Below are 14,737 nucleotides of genomic sequence, written 5' to 3'. Positions count from 1 at the left end.
GCCCGCGGCGTCTCCTAGGATCGGGAGGCCAGCGCCAGCGCGCCGGGCAGCGAGGCCGGCAGCGAGGCGATATGCACCGCGCCGGGATAGACCTGCGCCGCGATCTCCAGCCCGGCGGGCGCGGCCTGCAGCCGCTCGATCATCTGCAGGGTGGGCGGCGGAGGCCCCTCGGGCTGCGGCCCGGCGCTGCCGGTGCGCTTCTCCTTGTCGCCCATGCCGAAGTGCAGTGGCCGCGGCGCGCCCTCCGCGATGCTGCGCTGCGTGACCAGCCGCGTGACCAGCGCCTCGTCCCACCAGACCGAGGGGCTGATCGACGCAAAGCGGGCGAAGCTCCCGGGCCGGGTCAGCGCGGTGAAGAGCGTGAAGAGCCCGCCGAAGCTGTGGCCCCAGAGCGTGCGCCGCTCGGGATCGACTGGCAGGTCGTGCTCCACCTCGGCGCGGATGCCGCCGGTCAGCCGCGCGAGATAGGCCTCGGCGCCGCCTGCAAGGCGCTCGGGGTGATGCGGGTCCGGGCGCGGCGCGGCGCCGGGGGTCTCGGGCGGCGAGTAGTCGAAGATGCGATGCGCGCGGGCGAACTGCTTGTCGGTGTCATAGCCGATCCCGGCGACGATCAGCCGCGGCGCGGCCTCGAGCAGCGCGGGGGTCAGGAAATCGAAGGCCGCGTTGCCATCGAGCAGGTAGAGGATCGGCCAACCGGCTTCGGGCGCGGGCGCCTTGGGCACAGCGAGGAAGAGCCGCGTTGCGGGCACCTCGGGATCCGTGGGCCCGCAGGTCCCGCGCGGCAGCACCCGGCTGCTCAGCACATGCGAAGCAACGGGGGCCGAAAGGATTTCCAGCGTCGCCTCCCGCCCTTGGTGCGGCGGCAGAGGGGCCTTGGGGGCGCTTGCGCACATGACGTTCGCTCTCGGGCTTATTAGTTGACAATACCACTCAAGTAATTTCCCTTGGCGCCGGCTGCAATGGCCGATCGTGCCGAAGAAAGGACTCCCATGACGCTGCGTCTCAGGCATCCGCATTCACTCCTCTTGAAATGGCTGCTGGTGAGTCTCCTCGTCGCTCTCGTGATGTCGCTTGGCACGGTGTCCGCGCGGGCCGAGATCCGCGTGACCGATCTTGCCGGGCGCGAGGTGGTTCTGGAGCAGCCCGCAAAGCGGATCGTCCTGGGCGAGGGCCGGCATCTGGCGGTCCTCGGCATGCTGCAGGCCGATCCGGTCGCGCTGCTGGCGGGTTGGCGGCAGGACAAGGGGCTCGACCCGGCGACCTATGACGCCTATCTCGCCAAGTTCCCGGCGCTGGCCGACGTCACGCCCGTGGGGGCGGGAAACCGGCTGCTGTCGGTCGAGAGCACCATTGCGCTGATGCCGGACCTTGTGCTGCTGAGCCTGATGGACGCGCGCGACCCGCAGATGGAGATGCCGCTGCGCCAGCTCGAGGCGGCGGGCATCCCTGTGGCCTTTGTCGATTTCTTCACAGCGCCACTTGAGAACACCCTGCCGAGCCTGAAGTTGATCGGAGAGCTCACCGGCGCCGAGGACAAGGCCGGAGAGTTCGCCGAATTCTACAATGATCATCTGGATGCGGTGCGGAACAGCTTGAAGGCGGCGCAGCCCGCGCCGCCGCGGGTCTTCATCCACGTGCACGCCGCGCCGACCAATTGCTGCGCCACCGTCGGCCCGGGCGTCTTCGACGAGTTCGTCGAGGCGGCGGGCGGCTACAACATCGGGCGCGACAGCGTGCCGGGGGTGATGGGCAATGTCGGGCTGGAGAACCTGCTGGCCTCGGACCCGGATGTCTATCTGGCCACGGGCGGCGCGCATATGAAGGCGCGCGGCGGGCTGGTGCTGGGGGCGGGCATCGACACCGAGACGGCGGAGCAGAGTTTTGCCGATCTGCTCGAGACGCCCGGCTTTGCCGACCTGCGCGCGGTGCAGGAGGGGCGGGCGATCGGCATCTGGCACCTGTTCAACGATTTTCCAGCGCATATCGCGCTGATCGAGGCGCTGGCCAAGCGCATCCATCCCGACCTCTTCCCTGACCTCGACCCGATGGCCACCATGGCCGAGTTCGAGGAGCGCTTCTCGCCGGTCGAGATGACCGGCAGCTACTGGATTTCCGCCGAATGAGCGCGGTCGATTCCATTCTTGCCGAACAGTCGCGGCGCACGCAGCGCCGGGTGCTGCTCGTGGTGCTGCTGGGGGTCGGGGCGCTGGCCTCTGTTCTGCTGGACCTGGTGTCGGGGCCGTCGGGCCTGCCGCTCGAACAGGTGCTGGGCGCGCTGACCGGGGCAGGGGATGTGCCGAAGGCCGCCGAGGTGATCGTCTGGCAGGTGCGCCTGCCGGTGGCGGTCATGGCGTTGCTGGTGGGTGCGGCGCTGTCGCTTTCGGGCGCCGAGATGCAGACGGTGCTCGACAACCCGCTGGCCGAGCCCTTCACGCTGGGCATCTCGGCCTCGGCGGCGCTCGGGGCGGGGGTGGCGATCGTGCTCGGACTTGCGATCCCGGGCATCCCCGCGCTGTGGTCGGTCTCGGCCAACGCCTTCGTCTTCGCGCTGCTGGCGCTTGGGCTGCTTCAGCTCGCCTCGGCCCTGCGCGGCGGCGGCTCCGAGGTAGTCATCCTGCTCGGCATCGCGGTCAACTTCACCGCCGCGGCGCTGCTGGCGCTGGTGCAATTCGTCGCCTCGCCCGACGCGCTGCAGCAGCTGGTGTTCTGGACCATGGGCAGCCTCGTCAATGCTCGCTGGGAGGGTATCGCGGTGCTGGCGCTGGTGCTGGCGCTCTGCCTGCCGTTTTCGCTCGCCGCGTCATGGCGGCTGACGGCGCTGCGGCTCGGCAGCGATCAGGCGCAGGGCTTCGGGCTCGACGTTGCTCACCTGCGGCGCTGGACGCTGGTGCGGGTAAGTCTGCTGGCAGCGGCCTCGGTCTCGATGGTCGGCGTCATCGGCTTCGTCGGCCTCGCCGGGCCGCATATCGCGCGCATGGCGGTGGGCGAGGATCACCGTTTCCTGCTGCCCGCGAGCCTCTTCACCGGGGCGCTGCTGATGTCCCTGGCCTCGGTCGCCTCGAAGCTTCTGGTGCCCGGCATCCTGCTGCCGGTGGGGATCGTGACCTCGCTGGTCGGGCTGCCGGTGTTCTTTGCGCTGGTGCTGCGGAGGGAGGCACGATGAGCCTTGATATTCGGGATCTGACCGTTGCGCGCGGGCCGCGCAAGGTCATCGACGGGCTGAGCCTGCCGCCCTTCGCCGTCGGTGAATTCGCGGTGATCGCCGGGCCCAATGCGGCGGGCAAGTCGACGCTGCTGCGGGCCATTGCCGGCCTGCTGCCGTCGACGGGCGAGATCGCGCTTGAAGGACAGGCGCTGCATGCCCTGCCGCGCGCCGAGCAGGCGAAGCTGGTGGGTTTCATGCCCCAGAGCCTCGAGAGCCGCTCGGCGCTGACCGTGCTCGACAGCCTGATGGTGGCGATGAACGCCGGTGGCGGTCTGGCCGGGCGGGCGCTGCGTGGCCCCGCAGCGGGGCGTCACGCGCTGGAGGTGCTGGAGCGCTTCGGGCTCGCCGATCTGGCGCTGCGCCCGATGGCGGCGCTCTCGGGCGGGCAGCGGCAGGCGGTGGGTCTGGCGCAGGCGATGATCCGCGACCCCAAGCTCCTGCTGCTCGACGAGCCGACCTCGGCGCTCGATCTGGCGCGGCAATTCCACCTGCTGTCGGAGGCGCGCAAGCTGGCCCGCGAGGGGCGCATCGTCATCGCCGTGCTGCACGATCTGGCGCTGGCGGCGCAATGGGCCGACCGGGTGGTGCTGCTGGAGGGCGGCGCGCTGCGCGCCGCGGGCGCGCCGGGCGAGGTGCTGACGCCGCAGAGCCTGTCGCAGGTCTACGGCATCGATGCGCGGGTCGAGCGCTGCTCGGAAGGGCGCGTGATGGTCATGGTCGACGGGCTCTCGCAGCCCTGATTTTCAGGAGAGATTACAATGGAGATTTTCGATAGTTCTGAACGATACGGCGCGGTCTCACGGCTGCTGCACTGGGCGGTGGCGGTGCTGATCCTCTGGCAGTTCCTCGGCATGGGGCTGAAGCTGATCTTCGGACGCAATGATTTCGTCGGTTTCTTCGTCGGTACGCACCAGCCGGTGGGCTTCGTCATCTTCTGGCTGGTGGTGGTCCGGGCGCTCTGGGCGCTGGCCAGCCGTAAGCGCCGCCCAGATCATGGCTCCGGGCTGGTCGCCAAGGCGGCGGCAGCGGGGCACGGGCTGCTCTATGCGCTGATGATTGCCATTCCCACGCTCGCCCTGCTGCGCGCCTGGGGCGGCACGCGGGGGTTTGCGCCCTTCGGCATCGAGGTTTTCGCGCCGCGCGAGGTTGAGATCGCATGGGCGACCAGCCTTGCCGGGCTGCTGCACGGCGAGTTGGGCTGGGTGCTGGCGGTGCTGATCGCGGGCCATATCGCCATGGTGGGCGTGCACGAGAGCCTCTGGCGCGACGGCACGCTGCGCAAGATGGCCGGGCGGCGCTGAGGCAACACGCTCTCCAAGAGCGGCGGAGGCCGGCAGGTTACCGCGGGCTGCCGCTTCCAACGGGTGTGGTGGGGCGCTTTGTCGTGACATCCCGCCGTGCGTCTGCGCGCGCTGCGGCGATGCAATAGCGGCCGCCCGGGGGCGGTCGGCCACTGGACGGCGGCGCTGCGGGCCTCGATTCGGTTGGCTTCATTCCGGCGTCACACAGAAAAAACCCCGCCGCGCGGAAGCGCTGGCGGGGCAAGTTCGTGCCTGCCGCAGCAGGCACCGGCGGTCGTGAAACCTTTGTCTTGTTCTTGAAACTCAGTTCGGGCGTTCGGCCATCTCGTCGCGGATCTGCTGGCGCAGAACGTCGATCGGGACCAGTTTGCCTTCTCGCTTGAAGTGCCAGTAGGTCCAGCCGTTGCACGAGGGCGCGCCCTCGAGCTGGGCGCCGACCTGGTGGATCGAGCCCTTCACCTCGTCGCCGATCAGCGTGCCGTCGGCGCGCACCTTGGCACTCTTGCCCGAGGAGGACACCAGCATCTCGCCGGGGTTGAGCATGCCGCGCTCGACCACCTGGCCGAAGGGCACGCGGGGTTCGGCGCGCTTGGCGCGGGTCACTTCCAGCGACGAGCGGTCGAAGGGGCGGATCGAGGCGATGCGCTTCTCGGCAACCTCGCGATAGGCGTCCTCGCGCTCGATGCCGATGAAGTCGCGGCCCAGCATCTTGGCGACGGCGCCGGTGGTGCCGGTGCCGAAGAACGGGTCGAGCACCACGTCGCCCGGGTTGGTCGAGCCGACCAGCACGCGGTGCAGCAGCGAGGCGGGTTTCTGCGTCGGGTGCGCCTTCTCGCCGTTCGCGTCCTTGAGGCGCTCGCCGCCGTTGCAGATCGGCAGAACCCAGTCGGAGCGCATCTGCACGCCTTCGTTCAGCGCCTTCAGCGCCTCATAGTTGAAGGTGTACTTGGCGCCTTCGCTCTTCGAGGCCCAGATCATCGTCTCATGGGCATTGGTGAAGCGCTTGCCGCGGAAGTTCGGCATCGGGTTCGACTTGCGCCACACGACGTCGTTGAGGATCCAGTAGCCCTCGTCCTGCAGCGCCGCGCCGACGCGGAAGATGTTGTGGTAGGAGCCGATCACCCAGAGCGCACCGTTCGGCTTCAGCAGGCGCTTCGCGGCCTTCAACCAGGCGCGGGTGAAGCGGTCATAGACGGCGAAGCTGTCGAACTGGTCCCAATGGTCGTCGACGGCGTCGACGCGGGAGTTGTCGGGGCGATGCAGATCGCCCTTCAGTTGAAGGTTGTAGGGCGGATCCGCGAAAATGAGATCTACCGACGCCTCCGGCAGGGCGTTCATCTGCTCGATGCAGTCGCCGGAAAGAATCGTGTTGAGTGGGAGCGCAGTTGCGCCCTTGGTTTTCGTCATTGCTGTCATTCTCTGCCTCTGCCCCGGCGCATTTTTGCGCTCTTGGATTGGGGATAAAATGAGGGAACAGCGAATCGGGGTCAATTTGTTTTTTTAAATCAGGACCTTACGTTTGCGTCTTGATACAAGATATTGTGTATGGGTGCGAAGGATCTTCTATGGTGTGGGGTCACACCGAAATCTCGGAGGCCTTCCATGTGTCTTTTGGAGCCGTACCCTGCGTTCGTTTCCCAGCCGTAATGGGGATACTGTTGCGCCAAGTCCCGCATCAGATTGTCGCGCCATATCTTCGCGACGATCGAAGCGGCCGAGATACTCACAGACTTGCCATCACCCTTAACCACAGGTGTCGCGGCGCAGGGCAGTTCGGGCGGCAGGCGATTGCCGTCGATCAGCAGGTGCGCCGGTTGCACGGGCAGGGCGGCGACGGCGCGGCGCATCGCGAGGTAGGTGGCCTGCAGGATATTGATCTCGTCGATCTCCTCGACCGAGGCCACGCCGAGGCCGACCTGCGCCTGCGCGCGGATGATCGGCTCCAGCGCTTCGCGGCGTTTGAGGGTGAGCTTCTTGGAGTCGTTGAGGCCGAGGGGGATCTGCGCCGGATCGAGGATCACGGCGGCGGCGACCACCGGCCCGGCGAGGGGCCCGCGGCCGACTTCGTCCACCCCGGCGACCAGCGCGCCTTCGGCCCAGAAGGGCGACTCGAAAGATGTGTCAGGTCCAGTCATGCCGCTGTTCTGCGCTCTCGCGCGCGGCAGGGCAAGCGCGGGCCTGAGTGGGGTCAGCGTGCTTTGGGGTGGGTCGCCTCGTAGACCTTCATCAGGTGCACGCTGTCCACCGAGGTATAGGCCTGGGTGGTCGAGAGCGAGGCGTGCCCCAGCAGCTCCTGGATGGCGCGCAGATCACCCCCGGCCGACAGCAGGTGCGTGGCGAAGCTGTGACGCATGGCGTGGGGCGTGGCACTGGCGGGCAGGCCGAGCTGCATGCGGGCCTTCTCGGTGACCGACTGGATCAGCCGGGCGTTGAGCTTGCCGCCGCGCGCGCCGCGGAACAGCGGGCTTTCGGGGGTGATCTCGAAGGGGCAGAGCTGCAGGTAGGTCTCGACCGCGCGGCGGGTCACGGGGATGACCGGAACGATGCGCTCCTTGCCCCCCTTGCCGATGATCCGCAACGACTCGCCGAAGGGCCAGTCGGCGCCGGTCAGCCCCAGCGCTTCCGAGATGCGCAGCCCGCAGCCGTAGAGCAGGGTGACGACGGCCGCATCACGCGCGCCGACCCAGCCGTCGCGCGATTGCATCTCGACGGTGTCGATCATCGCGCGCGCGGCGTCCTCGGTGAGCGGGCGCGGCAGCTTCTTCTGGAATTTCGGGGCGCGGGCCGAGAGCACGGCGGTGGGCTCGAAGCCCTCGCGCTCGGCCAGCCAGCGGTAGAAGCTCTTCACCGCCGAGAGCTTGCGGGCCATGGAGCGTGGTGCAGCCCCGCCCGCGTGCAGATGCGCCATGAAGGCGCGCATGTCCGGGGTGGTGATCCGGGCCAGTGGCTTCAGCCCCTGCGGCTCGGCGTGGTGCATCGTCTGGAAGGCAATGAACTCGGCCACGTCGGCACGATAGGCGGTGATGGTGTTTTCGGAGGCGTTCTTCAGCGCGCGGGCGTGCTCCAGCCAGCTTTGCAGCGCGTCGCGCGCGGCGGGTGTGAGCGCGAGGCTCACGAGAGCCAGCGCCGCATGGTGCGCTCGAAAACGCCGCCGAAGAAGGCGAGCAGATCGGTGCCCTGCTGCGGCGTGAACATCTGCGGATCCTCGGAGCCCATGACCAGCAGGCCGGGCAGGCGGCGCGGGCCGAAGTCGAGCTTGAGGCAGGCTTCGGAGCGGATTAGGTCGGCGCGCGGGCCGAAGATGCGCGTGTCGCCGGCGCCGAGCTGGCGCAGGGTGACCTGCCGCAGCGGCGCGTCGGTGCGCTCGGTGAGGTAGCTGGAGACAAAGCCCGGCTCGGCCAGCGACAGCACGTCGCCGAGCTTGCTGACGGCGCGGGTGTCGTCGGGGTGGCCGGTTTCCAGCACCAGCCGCATGACATCGACCCGCAAGATCGCCGCGACCTCGCCGTTGAGATCGCGCAGGAAGGGCTCGAAGGCCACCGGATCAAGCATGCGCAGGATGGCACGGTGGATCTGGTTGGTGCCGGCGAGGTTCTCGTAGGCGGCGGCGATAACGCTGCGGTGGGTGTCCTCGAGCCGGTCGAGGCGCGACTCCAGCCGCTCCATCGCGATGCCGCGCAGGTCCACGATATTGGAGCCCATGGCGCGTTCGTTGGACGCGATGAGCGCCTGCATCAGGTCGCGGTCATCGAGAATCATGTCGGGGCGAGAGAGCAACTGCTCGCGCAGCGTCTCGTCGATACGGGGACTGCTCATGCCTGTTCCGGTCTGTCCGTGCCTGTTCCGGGTGATCCGTGTTTTGCCGGGAGCTTATCAGGTCCGTTGCGCGATTGCGCCCCCTTTTCTCGGGCGACCGGCGTGTTTCCGCAGGCTGTGACGGCACGGCCGCGAAACAAAGGGAAGGCTTTGGACGTGCGGGAATTTCTGGCAGACTGCACGGGGCACAGGAGGAGGATCCCATGCCCACCATCACCCATCCAAGCTCCGCCCAGACGGTCGTCACGACTTTCGAGACCAGCCCGGGCACCTGCCAGGACCTGCTCGAGGCGCTGGAAGAGGCGTATGACGCTTTCATCTCGAAGCAGCCGGGGTTCGTCGGGGCGGGCCTGCACGTGAACGACGCGCAGACCCGGATCGCCAATTACTCTCAGTGGAAACACCGCGAGGACTTCCTGGCCATGCTGCGCAGTTCCGAGATGCGCTCTTGGAACCGCCGTTTCAACGAGCTGTGCAGGAGTTTCGAGCCAGTGCTCTACGAGGTGGCGGCGGTCTACTGACACCGCCTCCCAGGGCACATCGAGCGGGGCGCATCGGGGCTGGCTCAGGCCGCCATGGTGCGCGCGGCGCCGCGGCGCTCGGTGACCCGCAGACGGTAGCCCTCGCCGCGCACCGTCTCGATGCTGAGCGCCGCCTCGACCGGGGCGAGGTGGGCGCGAAGGTTGCACATGTAGACGTCGAAGACCCGCGGCGCGGGCTCGTTCTCGAAGCCGTAGATGTGGTTCATAAGGGTCTCGCGCGTGGCAAGCCGACTGGGGCGCAGGGCGAGAAACTCTAGGATCTCGTAAAGCTTGGGAGAAAGCGAGAGCGTGGTGGCGCCGAAATGCACGCGGCGCTTTTCCAGATCGAGGCGCAGCGGGCCGCAGTCGCTGATCGGCCCGGAGACCCCATGCGCACGGCGGGCGACGGCGCCGAGCCGGGCGAGGATCTCCTCGGGGGAGGCTTCGGAAGGCAGCACGGTGTCGGCCCCGGCCATCAGCCAGGCGGCGATCTGTGCACCATCCACCGGGCGCGAGATGAGCGCGATCGGCACCTCGGGGTTCAGCTCGCGCAGGCGGGTCAGCGTGGTCTGGCTGCGCAGCACGGCGGCCTCGATCACCAGGAGGTCATGCGCGCCGATGCGGTGGAATTCCTCGATGTCCTCGGCGGCTTCGCATCGGGTCAGCAGCGTGCCGGTCTGCGACAGCGCATGGCCGAGGCCAATCATCTTCCAGGTCGTTTCGGCGATCAGGTAACGCATGGGCGTGCTCCTCCTAGGGGCCGCGGGCATCGGGCCGGCGACAAATCCAGTCTCTTGGGGAAGGGGACCGTTCTTTCAGGTCTGCCGGCGAAACCGGGTCCTCCCGTGGAGCCCTGGGGCCCGGAGGGAAGGGCGGCGCGTTCTGCGGCCCGAAACCAGAGGTAGCGCGCAATTGTGCCCGAATTGTGTTGCCGCCCGCGGCTTGGGAGGATGATTTGTATCAAGGTGCTATCCCTTTGCAGGGGGCATAGTCACCTCAGGTCAGGAAAGGAGGCCTCGCATGTACAAGAACATTCTCGTGCCCATCGCCTTTGACAGTGATTCCAAGGCACACAAGTCGATCGAGGTCGCGCAGGCGCTTGCGGAGCCGGATGCCAAGATCACGCTTCTGCATGTCATGGAGCATATCCCCGGCTACGCGATCTCCTATCTGCCCGCAGAGTACCTCACGCAGTCCCGTGCCGCGCTGGAGAAGGAACTGGCAGACATGGCGGCGAAAGTGCCGGGCGCAAAGGGCATGGTGATCGAAGGGCATTCCGGCCGGTCGATCCTCGAATACGGCGAGGAGAACGGCTGCGATCTGATCATCATCGCCTCGCACCAGCCGGCGATGAGCGATTATCTTCTGGGCTCGACCGCGGCCGTGGTCGTCCGCCACGCCCACTGCGCGGTGCACGTGCTGCGCTGAGGGCCTGAGGAGCTAGGGTATAGGGGGGGCGCCCGAGGGTGTCCCGCCGAGACGTCAGGAGATGCGGCGCAGGTCTTGCGGCGCGGCGGAGGTTTCCGCCCAGTCGTTGGTCGCGTAGTACTCGCGGTACCAGTCGACAAAGGATTGCACCCCCTCGGCAAGGCTGGTGCCGGGGCGATAGCCGGTCAGCTCGTGCAGCAGCGTCGCATCGGCCCAGGTGGCCGGCACGTCGCCCGGCTGCATGCACATCGGGTTGCGCTTCGCCTCGAGCCCCGTGGCGGTTTCGATGGCGGCGATGAAGTCGCCGAGCGGCACCGCCTGCGAGTTGCCGATATTGATCACCCGCCACGGCGCGACCGGCGACAGCGAGTCTCCCGCGGGCACAATGCCATCCTCGGGCCGCTGCGGTATCACGTCGATCAGCAGCCGGATGCCCTGCACGAGATCGGTGACATATGTGAAGTCCCGCATCATCTGGCCGTGGTTGTAGACGTCGATCGGCGCGCCGCTGAGGATTGCCTTGGTGAACTTGAACAGCGCCATGTCCGGTCGGCCCCAGGGTCCGTAGACCGTGAAGAAGCGGAACATCGTCACCGGCAGATCGTAGAGATGCGCGTAGCTGTGCGCCATGCACTCGGTGGCCTTCTTCGTTGCCGCGTAGAAGGACATCTGGTGATCGGTGCGGTCGGTTTCCGTGTAGGGCATCTCGGTGTTGGCGCCGTAGACCGAGGAGGTCGAGGCCAGAAGCATGTGGCCGGGAGGTGCCGCGCGGGCCGCTTCGAGCAGCTCGAAGGTGCCGGCCATATTGCTTTCTAGATAACTGCGCGGGTTGACCAGCGAGTGGCGGACGCCGGCCTGCGCCGCCAGATGCACGACCACGTCGGGCGTTTCGCGGGCGAAGACCTCGGCAAGCAGTCCCTTGGTCTCGATTGCGCCGTTGAGAACGGAGAAATCCGGATGCTTCTGCAGCAGCGCCTGCCTGCGCAGCTTGAGATCCACATCGTAGTATTCCGAGAGATTGTCGATGCCCAGGACGCGAAACCCGTCGTCTAGCAGTCGCTGGCAGAGGTGGTAGCCGATAAAGCCCGAAGAGCCAGTGACCAATGCGGTGCGCATCAATGAACTCCTACCAAGTATTAAAAATCAAAAAATAATGTCTACTTTCTTGTGCGCAGCCTGCGGTCAAAGCAAGCGCTTTCTTCCCTGCGAAGGTCTTTGCTCGGTGCTCCGCCAGCCCTGCTCATTCGGATGGCGACTTGCCTTGTGAGCGTGCCTTGTAAGCGTCCCTCCCGGGTGGCACGGCACCGAGCGGTCCACCGCGTCGGACCGCAACTGTGCCGCATTTGAGTGATTCGAGCGAGGCATTGCTTGGTCTTGGGCATGGTCTTCATGACGCGCCGCAAGACGAGCCGCGCCAGAGGCAGAAACTTCCGCGGATTGTGTTTCCATTTTGGAAACGGTTGTTTGCCTATTTTCTGAACGGATCGCCGGTGAGACGGTGACGGCGCGCGCGCGTTCTTCATCCGGGCTTCCCGCTTACATCTTGTCTTTGAAGGTAAAATCTTGACAGAAACCGGCATCTTAAACGCCTCTTCTCGAGTGGCGTGGGAAAGTGCATTCGGGCGTTAGGTTAATACAGCCTTAAAGATAATTGGCAGACCTCCGCCGCTGCGCTATAGTTCGAATCATTGAAAAAAGGAGTTTTCAAGATGACAGATAAGACCCCCCAGGGGGACTCCCTGGAATCCCCTGGCCGTCGCGAACTGCTTGGCAAGGCCGGGAAATACGCAGCGGTGACCCCGCTGGCGGTGACGGCGCTTCTTTCCACCTCGATGAAGGCAGATGCCGGCGGTATCTTCCGGTCGGGCGGCATGAAGCACAAGCATAAGCACAAGTTCAAAATGAAGAAGAAGTACGGCAAGTATCACTAAGCCAACCGGACGCCGGCATTTTCAGGCGTCCTGATGTTTCTTCCTTTTGAAAAGACGTATTTCGTTGAGTGATAACCTTTTTGTCCTCCCCGCAGCAGGGGTCACGCTGGCGCAAGTGAACCGCCAGCATCTTCTCTTGGTCCCAGAGAAGGAGCTTCTGTTTTCGGCCACTCCCCCAGTGGCCGAGGCATGGGCAGGGTTCGAACTTGGCGTTGCGTCCGTGCCCTCGGATGCCGCCGCTGTCGCAGGTGGCGGCATTCTCCTGGATTTGATGCAGATCGGTGCGCTCGAGCCGCTGGCAACAGCGGGTGGCCCCGCGCGCGTTGCGTGCTGGGAAGTTTTCGACCTCGCCGGGGTGCGGGTCGTCGTTGCCTTCGAGGATGAGCTTCTTCGGACGGAACTGATGCCCAGCTTCGCACAGCTTGCCGTGTCGCCCTGCCGGGGCGACGATCACATCGTGGTGCAGCGCGAGGGCGACCGGATCGGCATCGCCCGCCGCGACGAGGAAATCGACTGGGTGGCGCCGCATGAGGCGGTGCCGCTTCTCAAGATCAAGATGACCGAGGTCCTCTTCGATCATACGAATTATGTCATGCTGCATGCCGCGCAGCTCGAGAGAGCCGGGCGCTGCCTGTTGCTGCTCGGCGATGCCGGCGCCGGCAAGAGCACGCTCGCCACCGCCCTCGAAAGCGCGGGCTTCGGGCTGCTGAGCGACGACATCGTGCTGTTGTCGCCCAGCGGCGAAGTCTCTGCGTTGCCGTTTCCGGTGACGCTCAAGCAGGGCTCGTGGTCGCTGCTCGAGCATCGCCGCGCCGAGATCGAGGGCGCTGGGCAGCACCTGCGCCCGGACGCGCAGAGCGTGCGCTACCTTGGGCTTAGCGGTGACGCTGGCTGGAAGGACGTCGGCCGGCTGCTCAAGCTTGACCGGCAGGACAGCGGCCCGGCCTCGGTGTCGGACCTGTCGCTGTCCGAGGCATTCCAGGCGATGCTGGGTGCTGCCTGGTCGGGCGAAGAGGCGATGTCGCCGGAGGTCTTCGAGGCGATGGCGGGATGCCTTCATGGCGCGCGCTTTGGCTGCCTGACCTATTCTGATTTGCCGCGGGCCCTCGCCGAGGTGTCGCGGTTCTGCGAAGAGTGAACGCTGTGGAGGTATGGTAATTGGAATTCTAGTAGAAAGTGATTGTAGATAAGTGATTTTTTCAAATTCTTTATAGTATCCCGCGTTCATATTTTCGATCGCGTTTCGCCAATTTTTTTCGGCATTGGAACAGGCACATGAAAGCAGACATCGCAGCGTCTTCCCCGCTGGAAAGTCTCGGTCGCGCGCTCTGCGGCGACCTTGGTCATGGGCCGGACTGGGCAGGGCTTATCGGGACCGCGAACGATGAGTTCGTCACCCCGGCTCTGTTCCACAGGCTGCGCCAGGGCGACATCCCGGCAGCAGAACCCGAGGCCATGGCCTATCTCGGAGAGCTCGATTCCCTCAATTGTCGTCGGAACAGCAATCTCTGGGCCATGGTTGCGGAATGCACGGCTCTGCTCAACGCGGCGGATATCGTGCCGACCCTGATCAAGGGGGCCAGCGAAATGGCCCTTCAGGACGATCCGTCGGACTTCTACCGCATGATGATCGACGTCGATCTTCTGGTGGAGCCGGAGGAGGTCACGCTGGCACAGAGGGTGCTGGCGCGGGCCGGCTTCGAGCGGCTCGAGGACAGTGAATACGCGCATTCGCCCGGCAGCTTCTGGAAGGAAGGATACGTCGGCACGCTTGATCTTCATGCGGGCCTGCAGTCGGACATCGCGCGCTATCTGACGGTGGGCGACTGGGAATTGAGACGGGACTTGCAGCATCGCGACGGTCTGAAATTCTACGTGCCCGACGCTTCGATGCGCCTGCTCATCAACATCAGCCACGACATGCTGCATCACACCGGGCTCGCGCGGGGCGGCATCAGCCTGCGCTATCTGCTGCCGCTTCGCACGCAGGTCCGCGACCACAGGGCCGAGCTTGACTGGCCCTGGCTTCTGGGGCTGCGCCGGAACCGTGGCTTCCGCTTTGCCTTCGATCTGCAGATGCTCATGCTGCAGGAACTCTTCGGCATGCCCCTGCCGCCGGGCGTGACGCCGGATCTGGCGACGCGGGCGCTCCACCGGCGCCGGCTGATCAAGGCGCGCCATCCCCGTCTGGCCGATCTGGAATGGGCCGTGGTCAAGCCGGTCTATTTTCGGCTGAAACGGCAGTGACGGCCACAGGAAATACCTTGGTGCCTGCCTCTCTGGCACCACTTCCTCCCCTCAGGATGCCGCAATGGGACGCAGCAGGGCGAATCTGCTTTGAGTTGTGCTGCCGGAGCGGTAAACCGTGATTATTGTTTTATTATTCTAAGGATTTTTTGCGATGAAGATTGCGATCATCGGCACCGGTTACGTCGGTCTTGTCTCCGGGGTGTGTTTCTCCGACTTCGGCCACGAGGTGGTCTGCGTCGACAAGGACCCGCGCAAGATCGAGATGCTCGAGCGCGGCGAGGTGCC

The 14,737-nt window shown here is 66.0% G+C and carries 17 protein-coding genes; 10 read left to right on the top strand and 7 right to left on the bottom strand.

Annotation, left to right across the window (positions count from 1 at the left end; all coding sequences use genetic code 11):
- Window positions 1-14 precede the first annotated feature (14 nt).
- Window positions 15-893 (bottom strand): alpha/beta hydrolase, encoded by an 879-nt coding sequence (locus LC039_RS16945; RefSeq protein WP_226626656.1) that lies wholly within the window; start codon window positions 891-893, stop codon window positions 15-17.
- 147 nt (window positions 894-1,040) lie between these two features.
- Here LC039_RS16945 and LC039_RS16940 point away from each other — a divergent pair, with 147 nt between their 5' ends.
- From LC039_RS16940 to LC039_RS16925, 4 genes are read left to right on the top strand one after another with little or no spacing between them, the layout of a single operon-like run.
- Window positions 1,041-2,123, top strand: a complete 1,083-nt coding sequence (locus tag LC039_RS16940; RefSeq protein ID WP_226626654.1) for an ABC transporter substrate-binding protein — start codon at window positions 1,041-1,043, stop codon at window positions 2,121-2,123.
- A complete protein-coding gene (locus tag LC039_RS16935; protein WP_226626651.1) occupies window positions 2,120-3,163 on the top strand; it encodes a FecCD family ABC transporter permease in 1,044 nt (347 codons plus the stop codon). Before LC039_RS16940 ends, LC039_RS16935 begins: the two co-directional genes overlap by 4 nt.
- Window positions 3,160-3,945 carry an ABC transporter ATP-binding protein gene (locus tag LC039_RS16930; protein ID WP_226626647.1) on the top strand — a complete coding sequence of 262 codons (786 nt, stop codon included), beginning with the start codon at window positions 3,160-3,162 and terminating at the stop codon, window positions 3,943-3,945. The genes LC039_RS16935 and LC039_RS16930 overlap by 4 nt, the downstream gene beginning before the upstream one ends.
- Window positions 3,946-3,963: 18 nt before the next feature.
- Entirely contained in the window at window positions 3,964-4,506 is a 543-nt protein-coding gene (locus tag LC039_RS16925) for a cytochrome b (RefSeq protein ID WP_226626646.1), read from the top strand.
- Window positions 4,507-4,809: 303 nt separating this feature from the next.
- Here the strand turns inward: LC039_RS16925 and LC039_RS16920 are convergent, their stop codons facing one another.
- From LC039_RS16920 to LC039_RS16905, 4 genes are all read right to left on the bottom strand, one after another.
- The gene (locus LC039_RS16920; RefSeq protein ID WP_226626643.1) at window positions 4,810-5,922 is read right to left on the bottom strand and encodes a site-specific DNA-methyltransferase; all 1,113 of its coding nucleotides are present in this window, start codon (window positions 5,920-5,922) and stop codon (window positions 4,810-4,812) included.
- 89 nt (window positions 5,923-6,011) lie between these two features.
- A complete protein-coding gene (locus tag LC039_RS16915) occupies window positions 6,012-6,641 on the bottom strand; it encodes a ribonuclease HII (protein WP_226626641.1) in 630 nt (209 codons plus the stop codon).
- Window positions 6,642-6,694: 53 nt separating this feature from the next.
- A complete protein-coding gene (locus LC039_RS16910) occupies window positions 6,695-7,621 on the bottom strand; it encodes a tyrosine recombinase XerC (protein ID WP_224845515.1) in 927 nt (308 codons plus the stop codon).
- On the bottom strand, window positions 7,618-8,322 hold the full coding sequence (locus LC039_RS16905; RefSeq protein WP_095883756.1) for a DUF484 family protein: 705 nt from the start codon (window positions 8,320-8,322) through the stop codon (window positions 7,618-7,620). Before LC039_RS16905 ends, LC039_RS16910 begins: the two co-directional genes overlap by 4 nt.
- A gap of 203 nt (window positions 8,323-8,525) precedes the next feature.
- Here LC039_RS16905 and LC039_RS16900 point away from each other — a divergent pair, with 203 nt between their 5' ends.
- Window positions 8,526-8,843 carry an antibiotic biosynthesis monooxygenase family protein gene (locus tag LC039_RS16900; RefSeq protein WP_224845517.1) on the top strand — a complete coding sequence of 106 codons (318 nt, stop codon included), beginning with the start codon at window positions 8,526-8,528 and terminating at the stop codon, window positions 8,841-8,843.
- A 44-nt stretch (window positions 8,844-8,887) separates the two neighbouring features.
- Here the strand turns inward: LC039_RS16900 and LC039_RS16895 are convergent, their stop codons facing one another.
- Window positions 8,888-9,583, bottom strand: coding sequence for a winged helix family transcriptional regulator (locus LC039_RS16895; RefSeq protein ID WP_226626638.1), 696 nt, complete (start codon window positions 9,581-9,583; stop codon window positions 8,888-8,890).
- Window positions 9,584-9,863: 280 nt separating this feature from the next.
- Between LC039_RS16895 and LC039_RS16890 the strand changes: the two genes are divergently transcribed.
- A complete protein-coding gene (locus LC039_RS16890) occupies window positions 9,864-10,271 on the top strand; it encodes a universal stress protein (protein WP_226626636.1) in 408 nt (135 codons plus the stop codon).
- A gap of 54 nt (window positions 10,272-10,325) precedes the next feature.
- On the opposite strand, the gene LC039_RS16885 is transcribed toward LC039_RS16890, so the two are convergent.
- Window positions 10,326-11,387, bottom strand: coding sequence for an NAD-dependent epimerase/dehydratase family protein (locus LC039_RS16885; protein ID WP_226626633.1), 1,062 nt, complete (start codon window positions 11,385-11,387; stop codon window positions 10,326-10,328).
- Window positions 11,388-11,980: 593 nt separating this feature from the next.
- Here LC039_RS16885 and LC039_RS16880 point away from each other — a divergent pair.
- The 4 genes from LC039_RS16880 to LC039_RS16865 all read left to right on the top strand — a co-directional run.
- Window positions 11,981-12,202 (top strand): hypothetical protein, encoded by a 222-nt coding sequence (locus tag LC039_RS16880; protein WP_226626630.1) that lies wholly within the window; start codon window positions 11,981-11,983, stop codon window positions 12,200-12,202.
- 271 nt (window positions 12,203-12,473) lie between these two features.
- On the top strand, window positions 12,474-13,340 hold the full coding sequence (locus LC039_RS16875) for a hypothetical protein (protein WP_226626628.1): 867 nt from the start codon (window positions 12,474-12,476) through the stop codon (window positions 13,338-13,340).
- Between the two features lie 137 nt (window positions 13,341-13,477).
- Window positions 13,478-14,449, top strand: a complete 972-nt coding sequence (locus LC039_RS16870) for a nucleotidyltransferase family protein (RefSeq protein WP_226626625.1) — start codon at window positions 13,478-13,480, stop codon at window positions 14,447-14,449.
- Between the two features lie 154 nt (window positions 14,450-14,603).
- On the top strand, window positions 14,604-14,737 hold a 134-nt coding region (locus tag LC039_RS16865), incomplete at its 3' end, for an NAD-binding protein (RefSeq protein ID WP_413463849.1).

The organism is Alloyangia pacifica (assembly GCF_020524285.1).
GTDB classification, from domain to species: Bacteria; Pseudomonadota; Alphaproteobacteria; order Rhodobacterales; family Rhodobacteraceae; genus Salipiger; species Salipiger pacificus_B.
Note: the sequence above shows the minus strand (reverse complement) of the source record. Positions and strands in the feature narration are given on the sequence as shown.